The sequence below is a fragment of the Acanthopleuribacter pedis genome, assembly GCF_017377855.1.
Lineage (GTDB): Bacteria > Acidobacteriota > Holophagae > Acanthopleuribacterales > Acanthopleuribacteraceae > Acanthopleuribacter > Acanthopleuribacter pedis.
Genome location: NZ_JAFREP010000029.1, coordinates 25,210 through 47,652, shown reverse-complemented (window position 1 = coordinate 47,652; position 22,443 = coordinate 25,210). Strand labels below are relative to the sequence as shown.

Annotated in this window: 14 protein-coding genes; 10 read left to right on the top strand and 4 right to left on the bottom strand. The window is 58.7% G+C overall.

The genetic code is table 11. From position 1 onward, the window contains the following. Window positions 1-230 precede the first annotated feature (230 nt). The 3 genes from J3U88_RS25835 to J3U88_RS25825 form a co-directional block, all read right to left on the bottom strand. Window positions 231-1,472: an Ig domain-containing protein gene (locus tag J3U88_RS25835; protein WP_207861898.1), complete on the bottom strand. Its 1,242-nt coding sequence runs from the start codon at window positions 1,470-1,472 to the stop codon at window positions 231-233. A 1,207-nt stretch (window positions 1,473-2,679) separates the two neighbouring features. Further along, window positions 2,680-3,516, bottom strand: a complete 837-nt coding sequence (locus J3U88_RS25830; protein ID WP_207861897.1) for a DUF5718 family protein — start codon at window positions 3,514-3,516, stop codon at window positions 2,680-2,682. 92 nt (window positions 3,517-3,608) lie between these two features. Next, the gene (locus J3U88_RS25825; protein WP_207861896.1) at window positions 3,609-4,511 is read right to left on the bottom strand and encodes a LysR family transcriptional regulator; all 903 of its coding nucleotides are present in this window, start codon (window positions 4,509-4,511) and stop codon (window positions 3,609-3,611) included. A gap of 158 nt (window positions 4,512-4,669) precedes the next feature. Here J3U88_RS25825 and J3U88_RS25820 point away from each other — a divergent pair, with 158 nt between their 5' ends. Continuing rightward, window positions 4,670-5,326: a class I SAM-dependent methyltransferase gene (locus J3U88_RS25820; RefSeq protein WP_207861895.1), complete on the top strand. Its 657-nt coding sequence runs from the start codon at window positions 4,670-4,672 to the stop codon at window positions 5,324-5,326. Window positions 5,327-5,403: 77 nt separating this feature from the next. On the opposite strand, the gene J3U88_RS25815 is transcribed toward J3U88_RS25820, so the two are convergent. Beyond that, window positions 5,404-5,913, bottom strand: coding sequence for a hypothetical protein (locus J3U88_RS25815; RefSeq protein ID WP_207861894.1), 510 nt, complete (start codon window positions 5,911-5,913; stop codon window positions 5,404-5,406). A gap of 302 nt (window positions 5,914-6,215) precedes the next feature. On the opposite strand from J3U88_RS25815, the gene J3U88_RS25810 reads away from it, so the two are divergent. The 9 genes from J3U88_RS25810 to J3U88_RS25770 all read left to right on the top strand — a co-directional run bounded on the left by J3U88_RS25810 (window position 6,216) and on the right by J3U88_RS25770 (window position 22,440). Continuing rightward, complete coding sequence (locus J3U88_RS25810; protein WP_207861893.1) at window positions 6,216-7,673, top strand: right-handed parallel beta-helix repeat-containing protein; 1,458 nt, start codon at window positions 6,216-6,218, stop codon at window positions 7,671-7,673. Window positions 7,674-7,971: 298 nt separating this feature from the next. Beyond that, on the top strand, window positions 7,972-8,976 hold the full coding sequence (locus J3U88_RS25805; RefSeq protein WP_207861892.1) for a hypothetical protein: 1,005 nt from the start codon (window positions 7,972-7,974) through the stop codon (window positions 8,974-8,976). 336 nt (window positions 8,977-9,312) lie between these two features. After that, window positions 9,313-9,603 (top strand): hypothetical protein, encoded by a 291-nt coding sequence (locus tag J3U88_RS25800; protein ID WP_207861891.1) that lies wholly within the window; start codon window positions 9,313-9,315, stop codon window positions 9,601-9,603. A gap of 403 nt (window positions 9,604-10,006) precedes the next feature. Next, the gene (locus J3U88_RS25795) at window positions 10,007-11,695 is read left to right on the top strand and encodes a hypothetical protein (protein WP_207861890.1); all 1,689 of its coding nucleotides are present in this window, start codon (window positions 10,007-10,009) and stop codon (window positions 11,693-11,695) included. A gap of 218 nt (window positions 11,696-11,913) precedes the next feature. Next, a complete protein-coding gene (locus tag J3U88_RS25790) occupies window positions 11,914-12,672 on the top strand; it encodes a FadR/GntR family transcriptional regulator (RefSeq protein WP_207861889.1) in 759 nt (252 codons plus the stop codon). A 589-nt stretch (window positions 12,673-13,261) separates the two neighbouring features. Then, complete coding sequence (locus tag J3U88_RS25785; protein WP_207861888.1) at window positions 13,262-16,336, top strand: TonB-dependent receptor; 3,075 nt, start codon at window positions 13,262-13,264, stop codon at window positions 16,334-16,336. A 91-nt stretch (window positions 16,337-16,427) separates the two neighbouring features. Continuing rightward, a complete protein-coding gene (locus J3U88_RS25780; protein WP_207861887.1) occupies window positions 16,428-20,804 on the top strand; it encodes a chondroitinase-B domain-containing protein in 4,377 nt (1,458 codons plus the stop codon). Then, window positions 20,801-21,157, top strand: a complete 357-nt coding sequence (locus J3U88_RS25775; protein ID WP_207861886.1) for a cupin domain-containing protein — start codon at window positions 20,801-20,803, stop codon at window positions 21,155-21,157. The genes J3U88_RS25780 and J3U88_RS25775 overlap by 4 nt, the downstream gene beginning before the upstream one ends. Beyond that, a complete protein-coding gene (locus J3U88_RS25770) occupies window positions 21,154-22,440 on the top strand; it encodes an MFS transporter (protein ID WP_207861885.1) in 1,287 nt (428 codons plus the stop codon). The genes J3U88_RS25775 and J3U88_RS25770 overlap by 4 nt, the downstream gene beginning before the upstream one ends. Window positions 22,441-22,443 lie beyond the last annotated feature (3 nt).

Genomic DNA, 22,443 nt, shown 5'->3' with positions numbered 1-22,443 from the left:
GCCTGGCCGAAACGGTCGTGCGCCTCTCCCCCTTTTCAAACCCTTACACGCTAGATTTCTGGCCAAACTGTCTCGTGCTTTTCCCGTTTCTCAAGCAAAACAACGAACCGCGCCCGGCGCCGCGGCATCACAGGAATGATCCAAACGAAAAAGTGGGGAGGAAGGCGCGGAGCCCATGGGTCCCAATCACCAACCGTCCCCCACAATCGTTACCGTAAACAAGGGTAACGCTAGTTACGCAACAGGTCTTTTTTCGCGGTTGAGGGCGCTAACAAAGGTACGAGGTTATTCCAGGCAGGGCCAATCCTTGTAAAGTGGTTCTCACCGTCGATATGCACGATGAATTCGCCGGTGGAGGGTCGGTAAATGGCGCGTTCCGCGTTGCCGTCCCCGTTGTAGTCGCCGGGAACCTCGATGTCGGTTGCGCGCTGACCAAAGGTCACCAAATCGTTGCTGTCCGTTGAGGAAAGACGCGCGTACCAATGGCCCGGCAGCCAACCCTCAAGACGCCGCAAGGCCGGGTCAACCGCATCATCCCCGTCATAATCCGCCGGACAGACCCGATCACTGTTTTGGACACCGAAATAAATGGGTCCCGTGTGGGTCTTCTCGCCAAACCCTTTGAAGTACCACTCACCGCGTGTGTTCAACCGTTTGATTGCCATTTCGGCGCGGAGGTCCCCGTCAAAATCGCCAATCATCGGGATGTCGGTTTCGTAACCACCGAAACGCTCCATCTTGTAACCGGCCTGACCAATCTCTTTTACGTACCAGCGACCATCGTTGACATTGACCCAGCGGCGAATAATCAGTTCGTCAATTTGGTCACCGTTTACATCACCCACAAACGGCATATCCGTGGGCTGCAGTCCGAAAGACAAGGTTTGGGTGTGTTCCCAATCTTCGGTGGATAAATGTAGGTGCCATTCGCCGTTGTCGGGGTTCCAAATTGCGAGGTCGGCGCGCGTGTCCCAATCAAAATGGCCGACCATCGGCCAAGCATGCTCGGGCATGTTGGTCGCAGCAAAACGCACGACAGGTTTACCGATGGGTTGGAAGTAAAAGTCGTCACCCAAACGGTAGACAAAATCGGTGGCCCGATCATTATCAAAATCAGCCACGGCCTTCTTTTGGGTCACCCGAATGGTGAATTCAACCTTGGCGGTCGCACCGTGTTCATCGGCCACTTCCAAAAGGACTTGGTGTTTGCCGACATCCGCCATAGTGGGATGGCCGGTAAAGGCACAAAACTCACGCGTGCAGCTACGACTCATCCACGAAGGCCGAGACCAATTCAATACATACCAAGAATCACCGTCAGGATCATGAACGTATGCATCCCAAATAAAGGCCTCACCGGGACGCCGCACGGTATCCCCCGGATCCGGTGTAATCACGGGAGGCTGGTTATCCTGACCCCATAACAAACACGCCGTACCAAACACGAATAATGAAAGAACCGTCTTTCTCATAATAAGTCTCCTCGATGGCTTTTCAACCGAAAAAGCGCGATAAACCGCACTATTTCTAATTGGAACTTTGCTGGGATGTGCCTATCTATTTCAAGGTCATCCACGTTTTAAAAAGGACAAAGAACAAAGGACATAGAAGGAAGGACGAGGCAATTAGGACCCGTTGGTCAATGCGCTCTTCAATGAGCAAAAAGGACTTTATTATTTTTCTTTTGTTGTTTTTACCTAAGAAGCGCGATAAGAGTGAGGGATTTTGGCTAAAGATCTGGAGCGAAATGGTTTGGGAAAAGCCGGCCGGGGTCGCGCACGACGCGCACCCACTGGGTGCGGTGAGCATTTTCACAGACCGTTGCAGCCCAGAGGTTTAGCTAAAATCACCGCGAGTTATCGCGCTTCTTAGGTTTTAGCCGGCAAAAACCGCGGGCTCACCATGAAGGACGCGGCGCCCCCATACGAATGATTCTGTTAGGTTACCTATTTCAAGGCGCGCTGAATCAGTCCCCACCACCGCAACCAGCCGACACAGGGTCAGCGCTCCCTCGGCCAAACGAACGGATTGGGCAAAGCAGACTTAGGAAGCCACGACGATTTGAGCCGGCGGCATCAAGCAAGCGTCAAAGGCCATTTAAGAAAAGCAAACCAAGAATGGGGATCCAGTCATTTTTTCTTAAACGAGAATAGTTTTAAAGATCACGGAGAATCAAAAACCGCAAACTAACTCGTCAAAGCAACAGGACTTAGTGGATCATATTTTCGCCAAACCGACGATTTACGCGACTTTACCAGCCGCCATTCACTGAGTCAACCCTGATTATCAATAACTGGACATAGCCACTATCTCTAGTAGCTTGGTTATCTCTACACAACGAACGCAACAAAGGCTCTAATCAGCTCTTTATAATACACTTATAAGATAGAATACCAAAAATGCTAACGTAAAATTTCACGATAAATTTACAAAATTTTCCAACATCACCAACAATCGGTATTGGCTAGCCCGCATTTCTCAGCAGCGTTTGTCGCGAGCGTGTCAAAAAGCCTGGTAGCACAAGGCTTGCGACCGAAACTGGGCGCAGGGGTCCGACCTTTCGGCGTAGCAGCGCACCGTCGATGACCGGTTCCCTACGTTGCCATGCAACGGTGGGAGCAAACGCGGTGATCGCAGGTTTTTTGGCTTGCGAAGCAGAAGGCTGGTGAGAACCGCGGGCTAATTCTCGGCTTGGACCACGGTTTGGCGCAGCACCGAGATGCCGCGGCCGCCCACCAGGCTGCCGCGCAGCATGCCGGTTTCCAGGGTGGCGATGTCCCATTGGTTCTGGTCGTAGGCGACGACCCATACCTGGTCGTCGGGCTGCAAGAAGGTGGTTTCGCCGAAGGGGGTGTACTTGGTGGCGCCGATGCTGATGACGGCTTGGGCCGGATGGTTCGCCAGCGCGAGCAGGTCGGCCAGGTTTTCGAGGGGGCCGGCGTCCTGCTGGGTGTTGAGTTTGTCGATCATCCAGGCGATCAGTTGCTCGTAAAAGTAGCTGTAACCCAACAGCGGGCTGTCGAGGCCGTAGGTGTCGAGGCGGCCGTCGCGATGCAGGTAACAACACAAACGGTAACGGTCCATCACCCCACCCGCGCTGAAGCGGTCGATCTCGATCAGGTTCCCGGCCAGCCCCTTGCTCTCGGGGCCCCAGTTCTTTTTTTCGCTGATCTTGCGGGCGTTGGGTTTGCGAATCGAACAATCGTTGTAAGCACCGAAACGGCGCGGGTTTAAGCCGACGACGCGGCCACCGTCGTAGGTGACGTCCACGAGCAGGGCGACCTCGGGTTCGATTTGCAGGTTGCCGCCTTGCGCCGGCACCAAAATGCGTTCGGATGATAGCGGGTAAACACCTAAAAATGAATCGGATACTCCTGGCACGTAAAAGGGAAAAAGCCCTTTTGGCGCGCGCGCGTCTGATACCGCGACCTTAACAAAATCGGATGCCTCGCCCGCCTGCTCCAAATGACCGGCAAAATTGCCGGCGACACCAAACCCAATCACCCCTTGAAACATGACCCGCCTCTCCGATGCTTGTTTGAAAACTCATCATCGCACAAAAGTTCGCGGAACCAAACCACGGACCCCTTTCAGATAAAAACGATTCATTAATTGCCCCTCCCTAAGGCATTTTCGGAAGCGCCGTCCCACTGATTTGCCGCCCCGGTGAGGCCCATCAGCAGGTCGTGGTGGCCGCGCAGCGCGTCGACGATGTGGTCGCGGAACAGGCGCAGGCGCGGGTTGTGGCGTAGGTCGGGATGAACCAGCACCCACAGGTCGGCGCCCGGAATGGGTTCGCTCCGGCGCGGCACCAGGCCGTCGGCCATGAAACAAGGCAAAATCGCCATGCCCATGCCCGCGACGCAGGCGGCGCGCTGGAGATAAATGTTGTTGAGCACGCCGCGAATCGGCAAATCGGCGAATTCCGTCTTGCGCACCCATTCTTGCTGGACCGCGCGCTCACGCCAACCCAGCCAGAAATCGCCGGTTCCATAAACCGCGGTGGCGGTGCCGGTCGCCTTGCGGCCCGCCAGCCGTTCGTCCGGTGATTGACCGGGCGTGATCAGGCGAATGGCGATATCGGCCTCGCGCCCGCTCAGATCGGCCAAATCGTAGGTCGTCTCCACGTCAAGCACCAGGTCCGGCCATTGGCGGCTGAAGGCGGCCAGGTCCGGGGCCAACACCTCACTCATGATCATGTCGGGCGCGGTCACGCGGATGGTGCCGCTGAGGGCGGGGTCGACGTTTTCGGCACAGCGGGTGAAGGCGTGCATGGCGGCTTCGACCTGCTCGGCTTTTTCCAGCAAAGCCATGGCTTCCACGGTCGGTTTCACACCCTCGCCGCCGGTTTCCAACAAACGCAAACCGAGCTGTTCTTCCAGGGCTTGCAGGCGGCGGCTCATGGTAGGGTGGCTGACGCCGAGGTCGGCGGCGGCGGAACGCAGGCTCCGCGCCCGCATAACCGCGAGAAAGATCCGCAAATGATCCCAGTTCAACGAGGACACCGTCATCTCACCCTCCCCGCTACGAAAAACCCGGAACCGGGTTTGGTTCAAAAATGTACCAGGCCAAGGATAAAGTGTAACGCAATGTGCCGGCACCGGACACGTAAACTAAACGCCGAGATCCAATGACCGTTTTGGTCAAAGGACGAACTCAGGAGGAACCCATGCACCTGTCCCAACATCATGCCATTATCAACGAATCGGTTCGTTGGTGGGACCGCAAAGCCGCGGGCTACGCCAAACAACCCATCGCCGACATGGCGGCCTACGAGCAGAAGTTGGCGCAAACACGCGCCTATTTGAAACCACAAAGCCGGGTCTTGGAATTTGGCTGCGGCACGGGTTCGACGGCGTTGGCTCACGCACCTTATGTGGCCCACATCGACGCGACGGACAGCTCCGGCAACATGATCGCCATCGCCCGCGAGAAAGCAAAACAAGCCGCGATTACCAACGTCACCTTTACCCAAGCGTCCCTGGCTGAAGTCGCGGCGCGCCCGACCCGCTACGACGTGGTCCTGGGTTTGAACGTGGTTCATTTAATGAATGACTGGGAGGAAAGCATCCGCCAGGCCCATTCGCTATTGAAACCGGGCGGCGTTTTTGTTTCCAGCACGGCCTGTATCGCGCGTGCGCCCTTGTGGATGCGCCTGCTGCTGCCGCTGGGCGGCACGCTCGGCCTCATTCCCAAGGTGGTGGTGTTTACCCACGAGGCTTTGACGGCGGCGATGACCGACGCGGGTTTCCAGCTCCGTACCAACGCCATGATCAACCACCACGGCATGACGGCTTTTATGATCGGGCAGCGTGAAAAAGACTAACGGTACCCCCGACCCACCAGGAAAAACGGCCCGCGGTCCTCGGCGAACAAGCGCAGCGACCGCGGGCATCAAGTCCGCTACTTTTTCCGTTTGAAGGTTACTTCTTTCATTACGGGCACCCAGGTGTCGCCTTGTTTCATGAAGACCCGCCAGTTGTAGGTATCGGCGTCGACAAAGCTTTGTTCTTGTTTCATGGTAATCGGCGCGCCGGTCACGGGCAGGCTTTGCCATTCGTAGTAAAAACCGGTCTCGCCTTTTTTCTCGATGGTCCCCTCGGTCCAGGAACCGTCGGCACCGATATCCACGAAGTAAAAGGATTTTGTGGCCGGATTCCAACCGGTGATGCCTTGCGAGCCGGGCATTTCTTGACCACCGACAATCAAGGTCATCTGACTGGTAATCGCTTTTTTGCCGGGTGCCCAGGCAAAGGTAACTTTGCCGGAAAAGGTGCCGCCACCCATGGCCGCCTCCATTTCCACGTCACCACCCCAGGTCCCGATAAAGGGTTCGAGGGGGCTGAGGTCTTGCGCGAGGCCGAGATTCATCCAAGAAACAAGCAAACACACCATGAAGCAACGTTGAAACATAAGTCTCTCCTTAATTCCCGGCCGATAAGCGGACGCGGGTTTGCTAGACATAAAATTTTCTTCGCCCTTTTTTTTCAGGACAACGCCGTTGGGGAAGATTCATCGTGCCATAAAAACTAAAACTTTGTACGAACAAAACCCCACCGAGTTGTGTGTTGGTTGTTTCGGCGGTCCCCCACCCCTTGCCCAGCGGTGATCGGCCGACAGGTCGACCGCGGCCCCGAGCCCTGAAAACAGACAGATGGCTCGTGAAGGCTTCGTCCTGAGGCGAAGCTGCATTCGTCTCACGCGAAGGAGAGACCATGTCCGTCACTTTGGCCGTCAGTGTCCTTGGTTGGCTGGTTACCGCCGACCAAACCCCCGTCACCCATACAGTGCGCCTCACCGACCAAACTCAGAGTAACTTCAAGGCCTTGCAATCACAACTGGCCGCGAGCAATCCCGGCGATACCATCGAACTGCGCCTCGCGCCCACCGCCAACCACCAACCGCAGATCAGCTTCAGCGCGCCGCTGGTGGTCTCCCAAAAAGTCACCATCACCTTTAACAACACGGCACCACCTGGTTTCGGCCACCCGGTGGACAATGTGGTGTTCGACGGCGGCGGCCAGGTGCGTTTGTTTGAGATCAAAGCAGGCGGTGAGCTGGTGCTGAAATCGGCCAAGCTGATCAACGGTAATGCCGGCGGCAGTGGCCTGGCGGGCCAAGGCGGCGCCATCCTCAACCAAGGCACACTCACCCTGATAGACTGTCACTTCACCAAAAACGACGCGACCTACGGCGGCGCGGTCGCCTCGCTCAACGCCTCACTCCACCTTGCCAACGGCAACGCCAAAAACAGCAAGGGGTTTTCCAACCAAATGGTCGGCAACCGCGCCCTGTACGGCACGGCCCTGTACGCGGAAGGCGGGCGCATCCAAATCGCCGCGGGAAAACCACCCAACTTTTCCGTGAGAATCAGCGACCAGCTCGCCCTGGGCGCGATCCGAGCACCCGGCCAACCGGTGACTTGGCCGACCTACCTGGGTATCGGCAACAATTTTGGCGAGGTGACCTTCGTCAATCCGGTTTTGGTCGCCAACCAATCAGGCGGAACCGGGCCGGGTTCTTTGCGCCACGCGGTGGCCCAAGCGGCGGATAACGAGGTGATTGTCATCCCGCCCAGCATCAACACCATTACCCTCGACGACATCATCACGATCAGCAAAAACATCACCATCGTGGGACCGGCGAAGATCGACGGCGCCCGAAAACACCCATTGATCAACATCACCGGCGGCAACGTGCGTTTGGTGAACCTGCGCTTGGAGAATGGGTTCAACAATCTGTCGGGCGGCGCGATCACCAACCACGGCATGCTGCACCTGATCCGTTGCCGTTTGGCCTGGAACCACAGCAACAGCGACGGCGGCGGCTTGGCCAACGAAACCCATGCGACGCTGTACAGTTTCTCCAGTTTCTATTGGCGAAACAGCGCGGTATCGCGCGGCGGCGGCCTGCGCAACAACGGCACGGTTTACATGGGTGCCTTGAGCCGCAAGTTCTCCGTCAGCCTGGTTTACCCCACCTTTTTCCGTCTCAAAGCCTACAACGGCGACGGCATCGATCCCGGCACGGTCTCCAACAACATCGCGGGTCAAGGCGGGGGCATTTACTCCAGCAACACCCAGCTCTTGGGTCAATTATTCCTCAAGGCGGGTTCCTCGGTGGTCGCGCACTTTAACCTAAGAGGCGCGATAAGAGCGAGGGATTTTGGCTAAAGATCTGGAGCGAAATGGTCTGGGAAAAGCGGAGGCGCACCCGCTGGGTGCGGTGAGCATTTTCACAGACCGTTGTAGCCCAGAGATTTAGCTAAAATCACCGTGAGTTATCGCGCTACTTAGGTTTAAAGCCGATACCCGGGTTTACCGTTACTGCGACACCTTCTGGAACGGACGCGGCGGCCGCTACATTGGCCAGGGCGGCAGCCAAATACACTACAACGGACCAGACGATTTGGACGGCCCTTTCATAGCAAGCCAAAGCCAAGCCATCCTCCAAAGCCGCGGAGTTTACGGTTTGCAAAAAGCGGCGCCGGCGCCCTTCACGTCCATCGCTTTCATCAAATGGTCACCGGCCCAATTGTTGGCGGTGCAGTTCGGCACCGCGGGAACCGGTTACCACACCTACACTTACAACCATGGGCTCAAAGGTTATGTTGGGCCACAAGGTACGGCGACGGTAAAAGGCGACGCGGTCACCTTCACCAACAGCGCGGGCAAGGTCTTGGCCGAATACATACGTGTACGCGAAATGGTGCCACAGGGGAACTGGACCAATGTCGACGACCTTTCCATGGATTTTCAGGTGTACAGCGTGGGTTGTGGCGACCGCACCACGCGGTTCCCCACGGTTGACGACGTCTGTGCCGGTTACCCCAACCCCTGCGGCGGCCCCAACCTTGCGGATAACACCGATCTGCAACCCGACGTTGTGTCCCATCCAAAAAAGACCCGGGCGGTTCCTGCCTCGGGAAAAAAGGCGGCGCGGCCGTCGGTACCGACGGCCAAGGCTGAGTCGGTTGCGGCCAAACCCAAACATGATCCCAAGCTGTGGGGCGACAACAACGCGGAAGTCGGCGGTTTGCTGACCAACGACAAAGCCCACTTACCCAACGACTTCTATTACTACCGCCAAACGGTGACGGGTAATCCGAACAGCTATTGGCGGCCGGCGTCGGGCAGCACCATGACGCAAGTCAGCGACCACCTGATCTTCCACCAACAGAAAAACGGGCGACTGCGCTTTTACGTACGCCAGGGGCGTTTGTACGGACCGTCATTTAAGATCGACGGCGCCTGGAAACGCCTGAGCGGCAGCACGGCGCACCCGACCATGACGGTGAACCCCTTGACAAGCGGCGCCATCAGCGTGGCTTTCGGCGGCGGGGCACGCACCTTCAAGCCGTCGGCGTACAACCGTCAATACCACGACCCGAGCAGCGGCAGCACGGTGACCTTCCTTGAGAACCACGCGTATTACCGCGGTGCAAACCAAAAATTGATCGCGGCCTTTGGGCGCTGATCCGTGGCACGGGGCCGTTTGCGCGGCCCCATTTAGCCCGCATTTCTCACGAGGATTCGTCGCGAGAAGCCGAAAGCCTTGTGAGTACGAAGATTACGACCGAGAGCAAACGGAGGCGTAGCAGCGCTACGTCGCGTATTGCTCGATTGAGTAAACGAAGTAATCGCATGGTTTTCGGCTTCGCAGCAGAATTCCTTGTGAGAAATGCGGGTTAGGTAGTTTTTCGTGGGGGCCGGCACCTTTGGGTCGATTGGTTTGGTGGGTGCTTGGCGTGCGCCGCCAGAGGCCCTAAGATGCAGGTACCGCACCTATATTAATAGACCCAGAGAGGTAAACATGGACCCCATCCTCAACGCCGTATTCCAAAAAATCGCCGACGACCTGCAACGCGAGGCCGGACCCATGGCCGGGATCCTCGAGGATTGCGAACAGATGTTGGAACAATGCCGCGCGGCCGTTGCCGAGATGCGCGCGGACGTGTTCGCGCGCGGCCGATCCGTAACCCACGCGATGGAAAAGCGCCCGGCGCTGTTCCCCGCCGCGGCGGTTGAAGCCGTGCGCGCGGGTGAACAAAGCGGTGAACTCGCGGCAGCTTTCCGCGCGGCCTGTAGCGATCCTGCTTGCTAACCCGCGCCAAAACCCCCATGCCGGGGGACATGCGCCCCATCATGATCCCCCGACCTCTTCCCTAAAGTAAATCACAGCAGCCATTTACTAAATTATTTAAAAAAATCTTTTCTTTTTGCATCCAAGTCCTGGACAAGAGCGAAAGCTATCCATGACAGCGATCGGAAAGGACGCGCGTCGAGACAACCAACCGGCAGCCCACCCCTGACCCGCGACGGAAACCAACCCGCCGCACTTTTGCGCCGCGGTCACCGCATGATGCGGTCGCCGCCGGCCGCGGGGAAACCGCCCACCGTCTCCTCCCGCCTTCCGCCTTAACCCCCGACCCTCTACCGGGGCCCCCCCGTCACCCGACCCCCGTCGGGCCGCGGCCGAGGTGCGCCCCGACCCAAGGAGACCCGCCATGACCGAGACTTTGCTTGACTTCCGCCGCCCCATCACGCTCCGCTTCCCCACCACCAACGAACCCGCCTTCGATTTTCTGCGCCTGGCCGCCGCTCGCGGCGACGGCCTCGACATCGCCCTGCGGTTCTTCAGCCAACCCGACGAACGCACCGCCGACGAGGACCTGATCCAAGCCGCCCTCGCCACCTTCGACAGCGAGGACCCCCCCAAAAACCTCAATGACCTGCGTGAACGCGTCGACGGGCTCGGCGAAGTCCTCGCCGAACGGCTCAACACCGCGCTCAGCTTTAACGGCGCCACCCGCCGCAGCGAGAACCGCCTGCAACCCGCCCTCGTCGAAGCGCTGCTCGACCCCGAATCCGATCCCCTCGAAGCCTGCCCCCCACCCGACACCACCCCGATCCCGCTCGACCTCGACCAAGTCGGCGCGCCGTTCCTGCTGGACCAAGTCGGCGTGATTGAACAGCCAGGGGAAGGTAGCGGGAATTTGGACAGCCTGCTGGCGGCGATGTCGGCCTACGCGCTGAACCGCCTGGCCCGCGCCCGTGCCGAAAACAACGAAGAACTGATCCAAGTCCTGGCCGAGATGGAACGCGCCGCCACCAAACTCGTCTGCCGCATCGGCAACAGCGAATCACCCCGCGCCGAGGTCGCCCAACGGTTGGCCCAAGGCCTGGAACAGTTGGCCCGCGACAAAGCCACCCGCAACGCGGACGAACGCTTGGAAGCAGCCGCCTTCACGGTGATCGGCGACATCCTCGCGGCCTCGCCCAACCGCACCATCAACTTCCCCGCCCCCTGGCAAACCCGCTTCAGCGATTTCCCCGAGGGCGACGAGGGTACCTTTATCAAAGACCCGGCCCCACCCGCCAAGGTCACCTACCAAGCCTCGTTCAACTTAAAAAAGGTGTTCTGCAAAATCGAAACCTCGCCCAAGGTCGGCGTGGACGAGTTCCGCATCAGCCACGGCACCATCATCGACGGTGAACAAGGCGCGACCGGGACCTATATGAACGATTTCGACGAGGCCGATGCAAGTAAACGAACCCGAAAACCCAACCTCGAATTTTTCAAATTCGATGTCCCCGAACAGGCAGGGAAAACCAAAACCTTCCGCCTGTTCCTGCAACCCTTCGAAAGCGACGCCATCACCGGTGAAGACCTGTTGCCGTTCCTCAAGGTGTTTTACAAGTTGCTCGACATCCTCGCCCAAATTGCGGCCCAGATCGCCGCGGCCAAAATCGAACAAGCCCTCCAAAAGGTAAAAGCCCAAGGGCGCGCCATTGATCCCCGCAAGTTGGAAGAACTGAAAAAAGCCGCCAAAGGGGTGGTCAACAAAATGGTGATCAAGGACGCGGTGAAACGCATGTCGGAAGCCGGCGCCATCACCTTCCTGAACTTCTTCAACAGCCCCGATCCCTTCACGCTTGTCACGGTCGACGGCTCGGTCAAAAGCAACGGCCCCAACAAAGCCCCGGATTGGCAGTTCCGCGTCAGCGGCGGCAGCTTGCCGGAAAACGAAAGCAAAAAGGTCAAAGTATCCGGCAAAACCGGCGAACAGCTCGTCAAAAACTTCCCCATCCACGAAATCAACGTCAAGGGCAGCGGCCAAAAACCCGGGGTCGATCCCAAAATCGGCGCCTACACGCTCGACCTGAGCATGGTCGTCAACCCCAAACCCGTTTAACATCCGCCTTTATGCCGCCCCTCCGGGCGGCTTTTTTTGTGCCGCCACGGACTTGTCAACAGGAGCGCAACGCGGCTGCACCGTTGTATGACCAATTTTATTGCAAGTGTGTTAGGATGGCTGCATTACCCAACCGGACAACGCACATGCGTTCGGCGTGGGCCGGAAAACCCACAAGGAACCCCGACTCAGGTCGGCATTGGAAGGAGACAGCCCGTATGGCCGGCGATAAACGCTTGTACCGAGGCGTCGTAGTTAAGATGCTCGCATTGATCGAATCAGGAGAATACCCGGCAGGCGGTAGGCTCCCACCCGAACGCGAACTCGCCGAACGCTTTTCGGTCAGCCGCCCCACCATTCGCGAGGCGATCATCGCGCTTGAGGCCCAAGACCGTGTCCGCGTCAAAACCGGTTCCGGCGTCTATGTGTTGGAACACCCAGACAGCACCCGTCAATCCGGTAACCAGCCCGCCGTCAGCACCTTCGAGCTGACCGAGGCCCGCGCGCTCATTGAAGGTGAAGCCGCCGCGCTCGCCGCGGTGATGATTAACGACGACCAACTGGCACAACTGGAAGCGGCGCTTCACGATATGGCCGACGAATCGGCCGACGGCACGCTGCACTCCGAACTCGCGGATAAAAAATTCCACCAAATCATCTCCCAGGCCACCTGTAACCCGATTCTGGCCAAAATTATCGACGATCTTTGGTACATGCGCGACAACGTACCCACCGTGCATCAAGCCTATCAGTCTATTTGCGAAACCGACGGACAGCGCCGAATCGACGAACACCGCGCCATTTTTGACGCGCTCAAGCAACGGGACGCCGGACAGGCCCGCAAAGCCATGCACGATCATTTCTCCCGCATCCTCAACAAATTAATCGCGGCCAAAGAGGCGGAGCAAATGGAAGAAATTCGGCGTAAGGCCGAGGCATCGCGCAAACGGTTTTCCCTGCAAACCCTTCGTCCGTAACGGTTTCAGCTTTTTTCATCCCAAAATAAGCCGACGCACGGGTACCGCCTGCGATTCGGAGCCGCCCTCCCTCGCGCGGGTTCGCCGTCCTTCGCGCGGGTGCGCGACCCACCTCCCGAATCCGCCCGCTTGGCTTTAACCCGCACTTCTCACCAGAAGTTCTGTTCCGGCGTTGAAATAGCTTAGATGACTTAGGTTACCTGGTTGCGCTGTTGTAAAGCAACGGTGGGACAGCCTCGACGCAGCGCTGTACCGTCGACGGCCGGTACTCACCGTTGCCATGCAATGAAGGGAGCAAAGCGGAAGGCCGTCCCCGGAAGGCCGCCCCGGGAAGGCCGTCCCCTCGTCATTGCAGGCTTTTTGGCCCACGGAGCAGAAGGCCGGCGAGCAAGGCAAAGCCCCAAAAGGCACGCCCACGCCCAATCCACCAGCCATACATTCTTACCAATACCAACAAATACCCCAACCAATTGGTAAAACCAATACCGCGACCACATCGTAGATTTTTCACAAAAATCATTTGACCAATTCTTCACGACATGGATATATTGTTTGCAGACCATGCAGAACAACTGAGGGGGGAACGTCGATGAATACGACTCACGACGTCGTTCCGCGTTTTGGCGCGGACGTCGGCCGCTTGTTTCGGCTCGTGGTCCTAATCGCCATAGGGGGATTCAGTTTGGCTTTGGCCCAAACCGAAACCGAGCGTGAAAAGGACACGGATAAAGAAGAACAGGTCACGGAAGAACTTGTGGTTCGGGGATCGCGAAAAATTGTTCGCAATCAAATTGAAATCAAACGAGATGCGGTCACCATCGTGGACGGCATTTCCGCGGATGAGATCGACAACATCCCGGCGCTTTCGATTGGGGAGGCGCTGGAAACCTTAACCGGCGCCTCGTCCCACCGGGAAAACGGCGGCGCCACCGAAATCTCCATCCGCGGCTTGGGCCCCTTTCTGAGTGCAACCTTCTTTAACGGCCGCGAGGCCACCAACGGCAGCGGCGACCGCGCGGTCAACTTCTCGCAATTCCCCTCGGAATTAATGAGCAAGCTGGCCATTTCCAAAACCCAGGACGCCGCGCTGATTGAAGGCGGGGTGGCCGGCGTCATTCAGTTGGAAACCCTGAAACCACTTAACTTTAGCGAACGCCGCTTTCAACTGGATCTCAAGGGCAACTTCAACCCGGATCAACAGAATATTCGCGACGCGGAAGAAGGCGACCTGGGCGCGCGCGCCACCTTGAGTTACGTCGATCAGTTCGAGCTTCCCTACGGCGGCGCATTCGGTATTTCGCTGGGTTACCAAATCAGCGACACCTCGCAACCCGAGGCCGAAGTCCGCGGCTCCAGCCCCACCGGTTCTTCGCTCTGGGCATGCATCAACGATCCCGATGTGACCAACGAGGGGTTCCACCGCGATTCAAGCGGGGATTGTGAGGACCAAATCGACGGGAGCAACAACCAGGGTTACGATACGCGCATCAACCCGGAAACCGGCCAAGCCTACAGCGCGGGTTCGCCTTTCGCCTTCGCGCCCAGCTCACGGGGTTTTCGGCAAAACGACACCTCGGAGGAACGGGATTCTTACTTCGGCGCCTTCCAGTGGCGACCCAACGACGCCTGGGACATCAATCTGGATCTTCAATTTTCCGAGCGCGTCCAGGCGGAACAACGCCACGACCTGAACTTTGCCAACCAACGCCGTGTCACCCCCGGTGTGACCGGTCCCAACCTGGTCACCACGGCCAACGGCGCTGTCGTGGAATGGATGGGCACCACGGCGATTGAATCCAACAGCGAGGTCTACTCGCGCACGGAAGATTACATGGGCGGCGGCCTCAATGTGCGCCACCGGGTCAACCCGCAACTGAGCCTGACGGCCGATCTCTCCTTTTCCGAAACCACCCGCGAGGAGTTGCAAATCTCACTGCGCACCCAGTCGGATAACCAAGACATCTTCAACCAGGACACGCCCGGCGGTTACCAACCCCTGGTTTCCTGGAACACCCACTCGGGCATTCCCCAATTCACCATCACCAACTTTGATGTCACCGACCACCGCCTGTTCTCGGACGAGTACCGCGTGCGCATCGATTCCGACGTGGACCGCACAAACAGGATTCAAGCGGCGCGCTTGGATATGGATTGGATGATCAACCGCGGCGGGATTCACCACCTCCAAGCCGGGGTACGCGTCTCAGAACAGGACTACCTCAATTTGGGCGGCACCCGCTTCACCACGGGCAACCTCGACGACAGCTCCCAGGAAGAACGCGACCTGATCGCCCTGATCAATCAAGAATGCGCCATCCCCTTCCCCGAATCCGACTTTTTGGCATCACAGCGGGACGGCAACCTGGTGACCCACATCGATTCGGAAACCGGCGAGGTGCTCTCGGGGACGGGCAACCAGTGGGCCACCTTTGACACGATGTGCGTCACCCGCATGATTCTCGCGGCGCAAGGGACCGAATTCGCCTACCCGGCGCAAATTCGCGAAAGCCCGAGCACGACCGACGTCACCGAGGCCACCACGGCCGCCTATGCGATGGCGACCTACGGCGGGGTTTGGGGGGAACGCGCCTACCGCGGCAATTTCGGCGTGCGCGCGGTGAATACGGCGGTTACCTCGCGCGCCTACCGCACCGATTACGAAATCATTACCGACACGGGCGGGTTCCTTTCGATTCAACCGGTCGCCGACGGCGGCTTTGAACGGGTTTCGGCCAAACACGATTACACGGAACTGCTGCCCAGCTTCAACATCGTGGTCAACCTTAGCGACGACCATATCTTGCGCGGCGGCATCTACCGCGCCATGTCACGCCCCGACCCCGGCGACCTGGGCTACAACCGTTCCTTCCAACTCAACGGCGCGGAAGACATCACCGACCCCAACGACCTTATTAATAATGTATCGGGCTCCGGCAATCCCTTTACCGATCCCCTGATGTCTTGGAACCTCGACACCTCAATTGAATGGTACGCAAACGCTGACTCACTCCTGGCCGCGAGCTTTTATTTCAAACAGTTCACCGGCGGCTTTGAACAGGTACGCTTTCTGGAAAGCTTCCAAATCGACGGACAACCCATCGAGGCCGAATACACGGTCTCCCAAACCAACGACGACACCAGCGATCTTTACGGGATCGAACTCACGGTCACCCATCGCTTCTCGCGGTTGCCAGGCGTTTTAAAAGGGTTGGGCACGAAGTTAAGCTATAACTATGCGGATTCGGACTTCGAATTTGAAGACAGTAACTATGGTACGGTCACCCTCCGTAACCTCGACGGCTCCACCACCCAGCTCACCCAAGGCATTATCGCTCCTGGCAACGTTCCTGGTTTCTCCGAGCATGTTTTCTCGGGTCAGCTTTACTATCAGCTAGGTGAATTCGATACTCAGGTTCTGTATAAGTACCGCAGCGAATACTTCCAACCCTATACCAGCAACGGGACCCGCTTGCGTTATGTAGGCGACGTCGGTGTTTGGGAGGCACGCGCCTCCTATCGCCTCTCCAAATCCATTAAAATCAATGTCACCGGCATCAACCTGTTCGATGAACCCAAACAAACCTACTACTACACCAACGACAACTTTGGCGAACGCAATGTCTACGGCCCTCGCTACTTCTTCGGCCTCCAATCGAAGTTTTAGCCAGGTTTTTTGAATGGATGGGAGCGGCTGATGCGCCCGTTGATTCAAGTGAAATCCGCCACGTTTCATCCCGCTTTACGACGAGTGATTTATGCACCGATTCCCCAACATCCATCTCTGGGTTTCCCTCTTTTGTCTGGCCCTTTCGTTCCAAACCCTTCAAGCAGCCACCGTCCTAGTGGACAGCCAGGACGCCTACCGGGAAGCCCTCAAAAAGGCTGTTCCGGGCGACACGATTCGTTTGAAAAATGGGACCTGGCCGGACTTTGAAATCCTGTTTTCCGGGCAGGGCGAACCCGGACGCCCGATCACCCTCACCGCGGAAACCAAGGGACAGGTGATCCTCACCGGCCGCGCCAACCTCCGCCTCGCGGGCCGCCACCTGGTCGTCTCAGGCCTGGTTTTTCGGGACGGCTGGTCACCGACCAACACCGTCATCGCCTTTCGCCGCAACAAAAAAGAACGCGCTTACCATTCCCGTGTCACCGAGGTGGTGATCGACCACTACAATCCACCGGCCCGTTTTGAGAACAGCTTTTGGGTCGTCATGGCCGGCAAGCACAACCGCTTTGACCACAACCATTTGGTCGGGAAAACCAACCAAGGCGTCACCATGGCGGTCCGCCTCGATCACGAGGACGACCGCGAGAACCACCACCGCATTGACCACAACTACTTCGGACCACGACCGGTACTGGGCGCCAACGGCGGCGAAACCTTGAGGATTGGGACCAGCAAATACTCGCTGACCCAATCTGCTACGCTGGTGGAAAACAATGTGTTTGACCGCTGCAACGGCGAGGTAGAGATCATCTCGGTGAAGTCCGGCGGCAACATTTTGCGCGGCAACCTTTTCCTGGAATCGCAAGGCACCCTGACCCTGCGCCACGGCAATGACAACCTGGTCGAAAACAACCTGTTCCTTGGCAACGGCCGCCCGCATACCGGCGGAATTCGCGTGATTAACAAGCGCCAAACCGTACGCAACAACTACTTTGAAGGCCTGACCGGGCATCGCTTCGGCGCCGCGCTGGTGATCATGAACGGTGTACCCGATTCACCCATCAACCGCTATCACCAAGTGGAAGACAGCCTGATCGAAAACAACAGCTTGATCGATTGCAACCACATTGAATTGGCCGCCGGGGCTGATGCGGAACGCTCGGCGCCACCGATCCGCACCGATTTTCGCAACAACCTGATCGTCCATCGCGCGGGCAAACCGGTGATCGCGGTTTACGATGACTTAAGCGGCGTGCGTTTTGAGAACAACCTTCATCATCCGATAGAAAACCCGCTGCCGCTGCCAGGTTTCATCGCCGAATCCGTGAAGATGTCGCGCGGGGCGAACGGCCTGCTTTACCCCGAACCGTTCCCAGGGGTCGGCACCTCACCGTCGCTAAGCAATCTGAACCTGGCCGACACGGGCGTGGCCTGGTACCCAAAACCGGATCGCGACCCCATCTTTGATACCGGTCGCACGCTTCGGGTGGCGCCGCAAGAAGGCGCCCTCGCCGCCGCCTTGGCCGATGCAAAGGCGGGCGACCGATTGCTGCTCGCGCCGGGCGAACACCATGCAACCACCATCCTCGTCGTCGACAAACCCATCACCCTCGCCGCCGCCCAACCCGACCAAAGCACCCGTTTGAGCTTCGCGCGATCCTCCCTGTTTGAGCTGGCCGAGGGCGGCTCTCTCAAATTGACCGGTCTCACCCTCACCGGCGCCTCGGCGCCGGACCGCGCGGGAAACAGCCTGATCCGCACCAGCCGCACCGGCCTGCGCCACAATTACCGCCTGGTCGTTGAAAACACCAGCGTGCGCGATTTAAACACAAACCATTCGTTTCACTTCTTTTCTCCCGGTAAACACACCTTCGCGGACCAAATCCGCCTGCACAACTGCCATTTCAGCAACCTGACCGGCCACGTGTTACACCTCAACAAAGAACCGGAAGATTTGGGCGTGTACAACGGGGAAACCATCGAGATTCGCGATTCGACCTTTACCGACATCGCGGGCACCCTTGCCGATATTTACCGAGGCGGAACCGATGAAAGCACCTTCGGGCCCCGTTTTACCCTTCACCGCGCAAAACTCGCGCGGGTCGGCGGTGGAACACGCAACAAGTCGGACGCCTCGTTGCGCCTGTGGGGTGTGCAGGATACCCAGATCACCGACATCCTGGTCGAAGACAGCCGACCCATTCGCATCCAGCACACGGTTGGTGAACCGCGCACCCGGCTGATCAACCCTCAATTCATCAACACCCCGCAACCGGTGATCCGCGAGCGCCACGACCCATCCGGCAACGAACCATCCGGCAACGAACCATTTAGCGCGCCGACCCTGTTGCTGTCCGCCGCGGAGGCCGACACCCTTCGCGACAATTTGATGCAATCGCCGCGTTTTCAGCGGAGCTTGGCGGCTACCGAAAAGAAGGTCATCGCCTATTTCCGAAATCCGCCCGATGTACCCCAACCCACCGATCCCGGTGGCGGTTATACCCACGAACAACACAAACGCAACGGGGTCGCCATCCACGACGCGGGGATCCTCTACCAAATCACCGGCAACGAAGAGCACGCCCACCGTGCCGTGGCACTGCTCAAAGCCTACGCGGATCTGTACCCGGGCCTGGGTCCACATCCCCAACAGAAAAAACAGGCACCCGGCCGCTTGTTCTGGCAAAGCCTCAACGAAGCGGTCTGGTTAACCTACGCGGTACAAGGTGCCGCCGCGGTGTGGCCGCGCCTGAGCCGCGCGGAACGGAAGCATCTCGAAAGCGGGCTCTTGCGACCCATGGCCGAGTTCCTGTCAAGCGGCCAACCCCGCACCTTTGACAAAATCCACAACCACGGCACCTGGGCGGCGGCGGCGGTCGGCATGACCGGCTACCTCCTCGGCGATAAAGCTTACGTGGAAAAGGCCTTGTACGGCTTGAAGCGCGACGGTTCGGCCGGGTTCCTCAAGCAACTTGACCGCCTGTTCTCCCCCGACGGCTATTACACCGAAGGCCCGTACTACCAACGCTACGCGCTCATGCCGGTGATCTTGTTTGCCGCCGCGATACACAACAACGAACCGGAACGCGCCATTTTTCAATACCGCGACCAGATCATCCTCAAGGCGGTGCGTAGCTGCGTGGACCTGTCCTACAACGGCCTCTTTTTTCCCATCAACGATGCAATCAAAAGCAAAGGTTTGGACACGGTCGAATTGCGTTACGGCATCGCCGCGGCCTACCGCCTCACCGGCGACGCCGGCTTGTTGTCAATCGCCCAAAACCAATCAGCGGCGGTCCTAACCCGCGCCGGCTTTGAAACGGCAAGGGCGATCGACCAAGGTTTGGCAAGGCCCTATCCCTTTCAAAGCAGGGTCTTGCGAGACGGGCCTTCCGGCAAACAAGGCGCGCTGGTCGTCATGCGCGATGGCTCCGAAATCGGGCATCAAGCACTGGTGTTTAAAGCCACCGCCCAAGGCATGGGTCACGGCCATTTCGACAAACTCAACTGGCTGTTTTACGACAACGGCCACGAAATCATCACCGACTACGGGGCCGCCCGCTTCCTCAATGTGCCCCAAAAAAACGGCGGCCGCTACCTGCCCGAAAACCAAAGCTGGGCCAAGCAAACCGCGGCCCACAACACGCTGGTGGTCGACCAGCGAAGTCACTTCGACGGCAAGCGCACCAAGGCCGATGCAGCCCACCCCCACCTCACTTTTTGGGAACAGAATGAACGGATTCACATCGCCGCGGCAACCATGACCGACGCTTACCCGGGCCTCCAATTCCAGCGCACGCTGGCGCAAATCAAAGGGCCGGGCGCGGGCCCACCCATGGTAGTCGATTTGCTAAAAGTCACCGCCAAAGGACCGCACCAATACGACCTGCCGCTGCATTTCGCGGGTCGCCTGATCGCGTCGACGCCGCGCCTCGTTTCCGAAACCAACCAGTTACACCCCTTGGGTCAAAGCGCCGGCTACCAACACCTCTGGCGACGCGCCCAAGCCAAGACCCGCGAGGGTCGCTCCTTTTCGGTCACCTGGCTTCACGGCAGCCGGTTCTATACCTACACCACCTTGGCGGAAAGGGACGACACCCTGTTGCTGGCGGAACTCGGCGCCCAGGATCCCGATTTCAACCTGCGCCCCCAGCAAGCCCTGATCCTGCGCACCGCGCCCAACCGAGGCAACCACACCTTCGTATCCGTGTTGGAACCGCACGGCGCCACCTCCGCCGCGGAGGAAACCACCGTCGGCACGCAAGGCCGTTTGCGGTCCCTAAGCCGGATCACCCGCGGCGATTTGGACCTGATCCAGTTGGCGAGCCACGACGGAACGCTTTGGTACCTCGCCGTTTCCCACGACGCCCGCGCGGATCAACGCCACCAAATCAGCCACGACGACACAACATTCACATGGCAGGGGTTTTACGGCCTCTTCAACCATCAAGGAGAAACCTTATGAAACGAGAGAGCAGCGCCTTTCTGTTTGGCGATCACATCGCCGTGGAACGGATTGAACCCGGCATCCAAAGGCAACTGCTGGGATATGGCGAAACGATTCTCATGGCACGGGTGACTTTTGACCAAGATGCGGTGGGCGCCTTGCATCGCCACCCGCACGCGCAAGCGACCTACGTGGAAAGCGGCGAATTCGACGTCACCATCAACGGTGAGCGGCAACGCTTGCGCCGCGGCGACGGCTTTTATGTCACGCCCCACCAGGAGCACGGCGCCGTCTGTCGCAAACCCGGCGTGCTGATTGACGTGTTTAGCCCGGCGCGTGAAGACTTTTTGAAGGAGCAACCACCGGCATGAACACCAAAAACCTGCGCTGGGTGATCGTCGGCTTGGTCGCGATTGCCACGGTGATCAACTACATCGACCGCAACGCGTTGGCGGTGATGTGGCCCCAGATCTCGGAAGAACTGGGCATGACCAAAAATGATTACGCACTGATTCTCACCTTTTTTATGGTCGGTTACGCGCTCGGCCAATCCTTGTTCGGCAAAATCTTTGACTTGATCGGCACCCGCCTCGGTTTTGTCCTGGCCATCGTGGTTTGGTCGCTTTCGATCATGCTCCATGCCGTGGTGCGCGGGGTGGTCGGCCTGGGCCTGGTCCGCTTCGGCCTGGCCGTGGGCGAGGCCGGCAACTGGCCAGGAGCCACCAAGGCCAATGCCGAATGGTTTCCCATCAATGAGCGGGCCTTGGCCCAGGGGATTTTTAACGCGGGCGCCTCGGTCGGCGCGGTGGTTTCGGCACCGCTCATCGCCTGGCTGTACGTCTTTTTGGGCTGGAAAGGCACCTTTGTCGCCATTGGCGTGTTGGGCATTGTTTGGCTGTTGCCCTGGCTGCTGGTTTACAAGGCCCCGCCCGACCGCCACCCCTGGTTGTCCGAGGAGGAACGCGCCTACATCTTAAGCGGCCAAAAAGCCGACACCACCGCGAGCCAAGATGACCAGGCCGCCCCCGGCTGGCTGGAAATGCTGCGCTACCGCCAAAGTTGGGCCGTCATCGCCGCGCGGTTTTTCCTCGACCCCGTGTGGTGGCTGTTCGTTTCGTGGCTGCCCATTTACCTCGCCGATCAATTCGGCTTCGACATCAAACAAATCGGCATGTTTGCCTGGGTACCCTATGTCGGCGCGGCCTTGGGCGCGGTTTTTGGCGGCTGGCTCGCGGGTTACCTCATCAAAAACGGCCGCACCATCAATTACGCCCGCAAACACACCATCACCCTCGGCGGCGCCATCATGCTGCCCAGCCTGATCGCCACCGCCTACGCGGCCACCCCGCTGGTCGCGGTTCTGTTGATCGCCGTCATTCTGTTCGGCTTTCAACTGGCCATCGGCAACATCCAAACCCTGCCCAGCGATTACTTCTCGGGTAAATCGGTGGGTTCGCTCGCCGGCGTCAGCGGCACGGCGGCGGTGTCCGGCGTACTGATCACCACCTGGCTGGTCCCCGCGATCACCCAAACTTCCTATGTCCCGTTTTTCGTGCTCGGCGCCGCCCTGGTGCCGCTTGCGGTAGGCGCCGTCTGGCTTTTTGGCGGCACCATTGGGCCGCTCACCGCAAAACCAACAACCCACTTACCTTGAAGG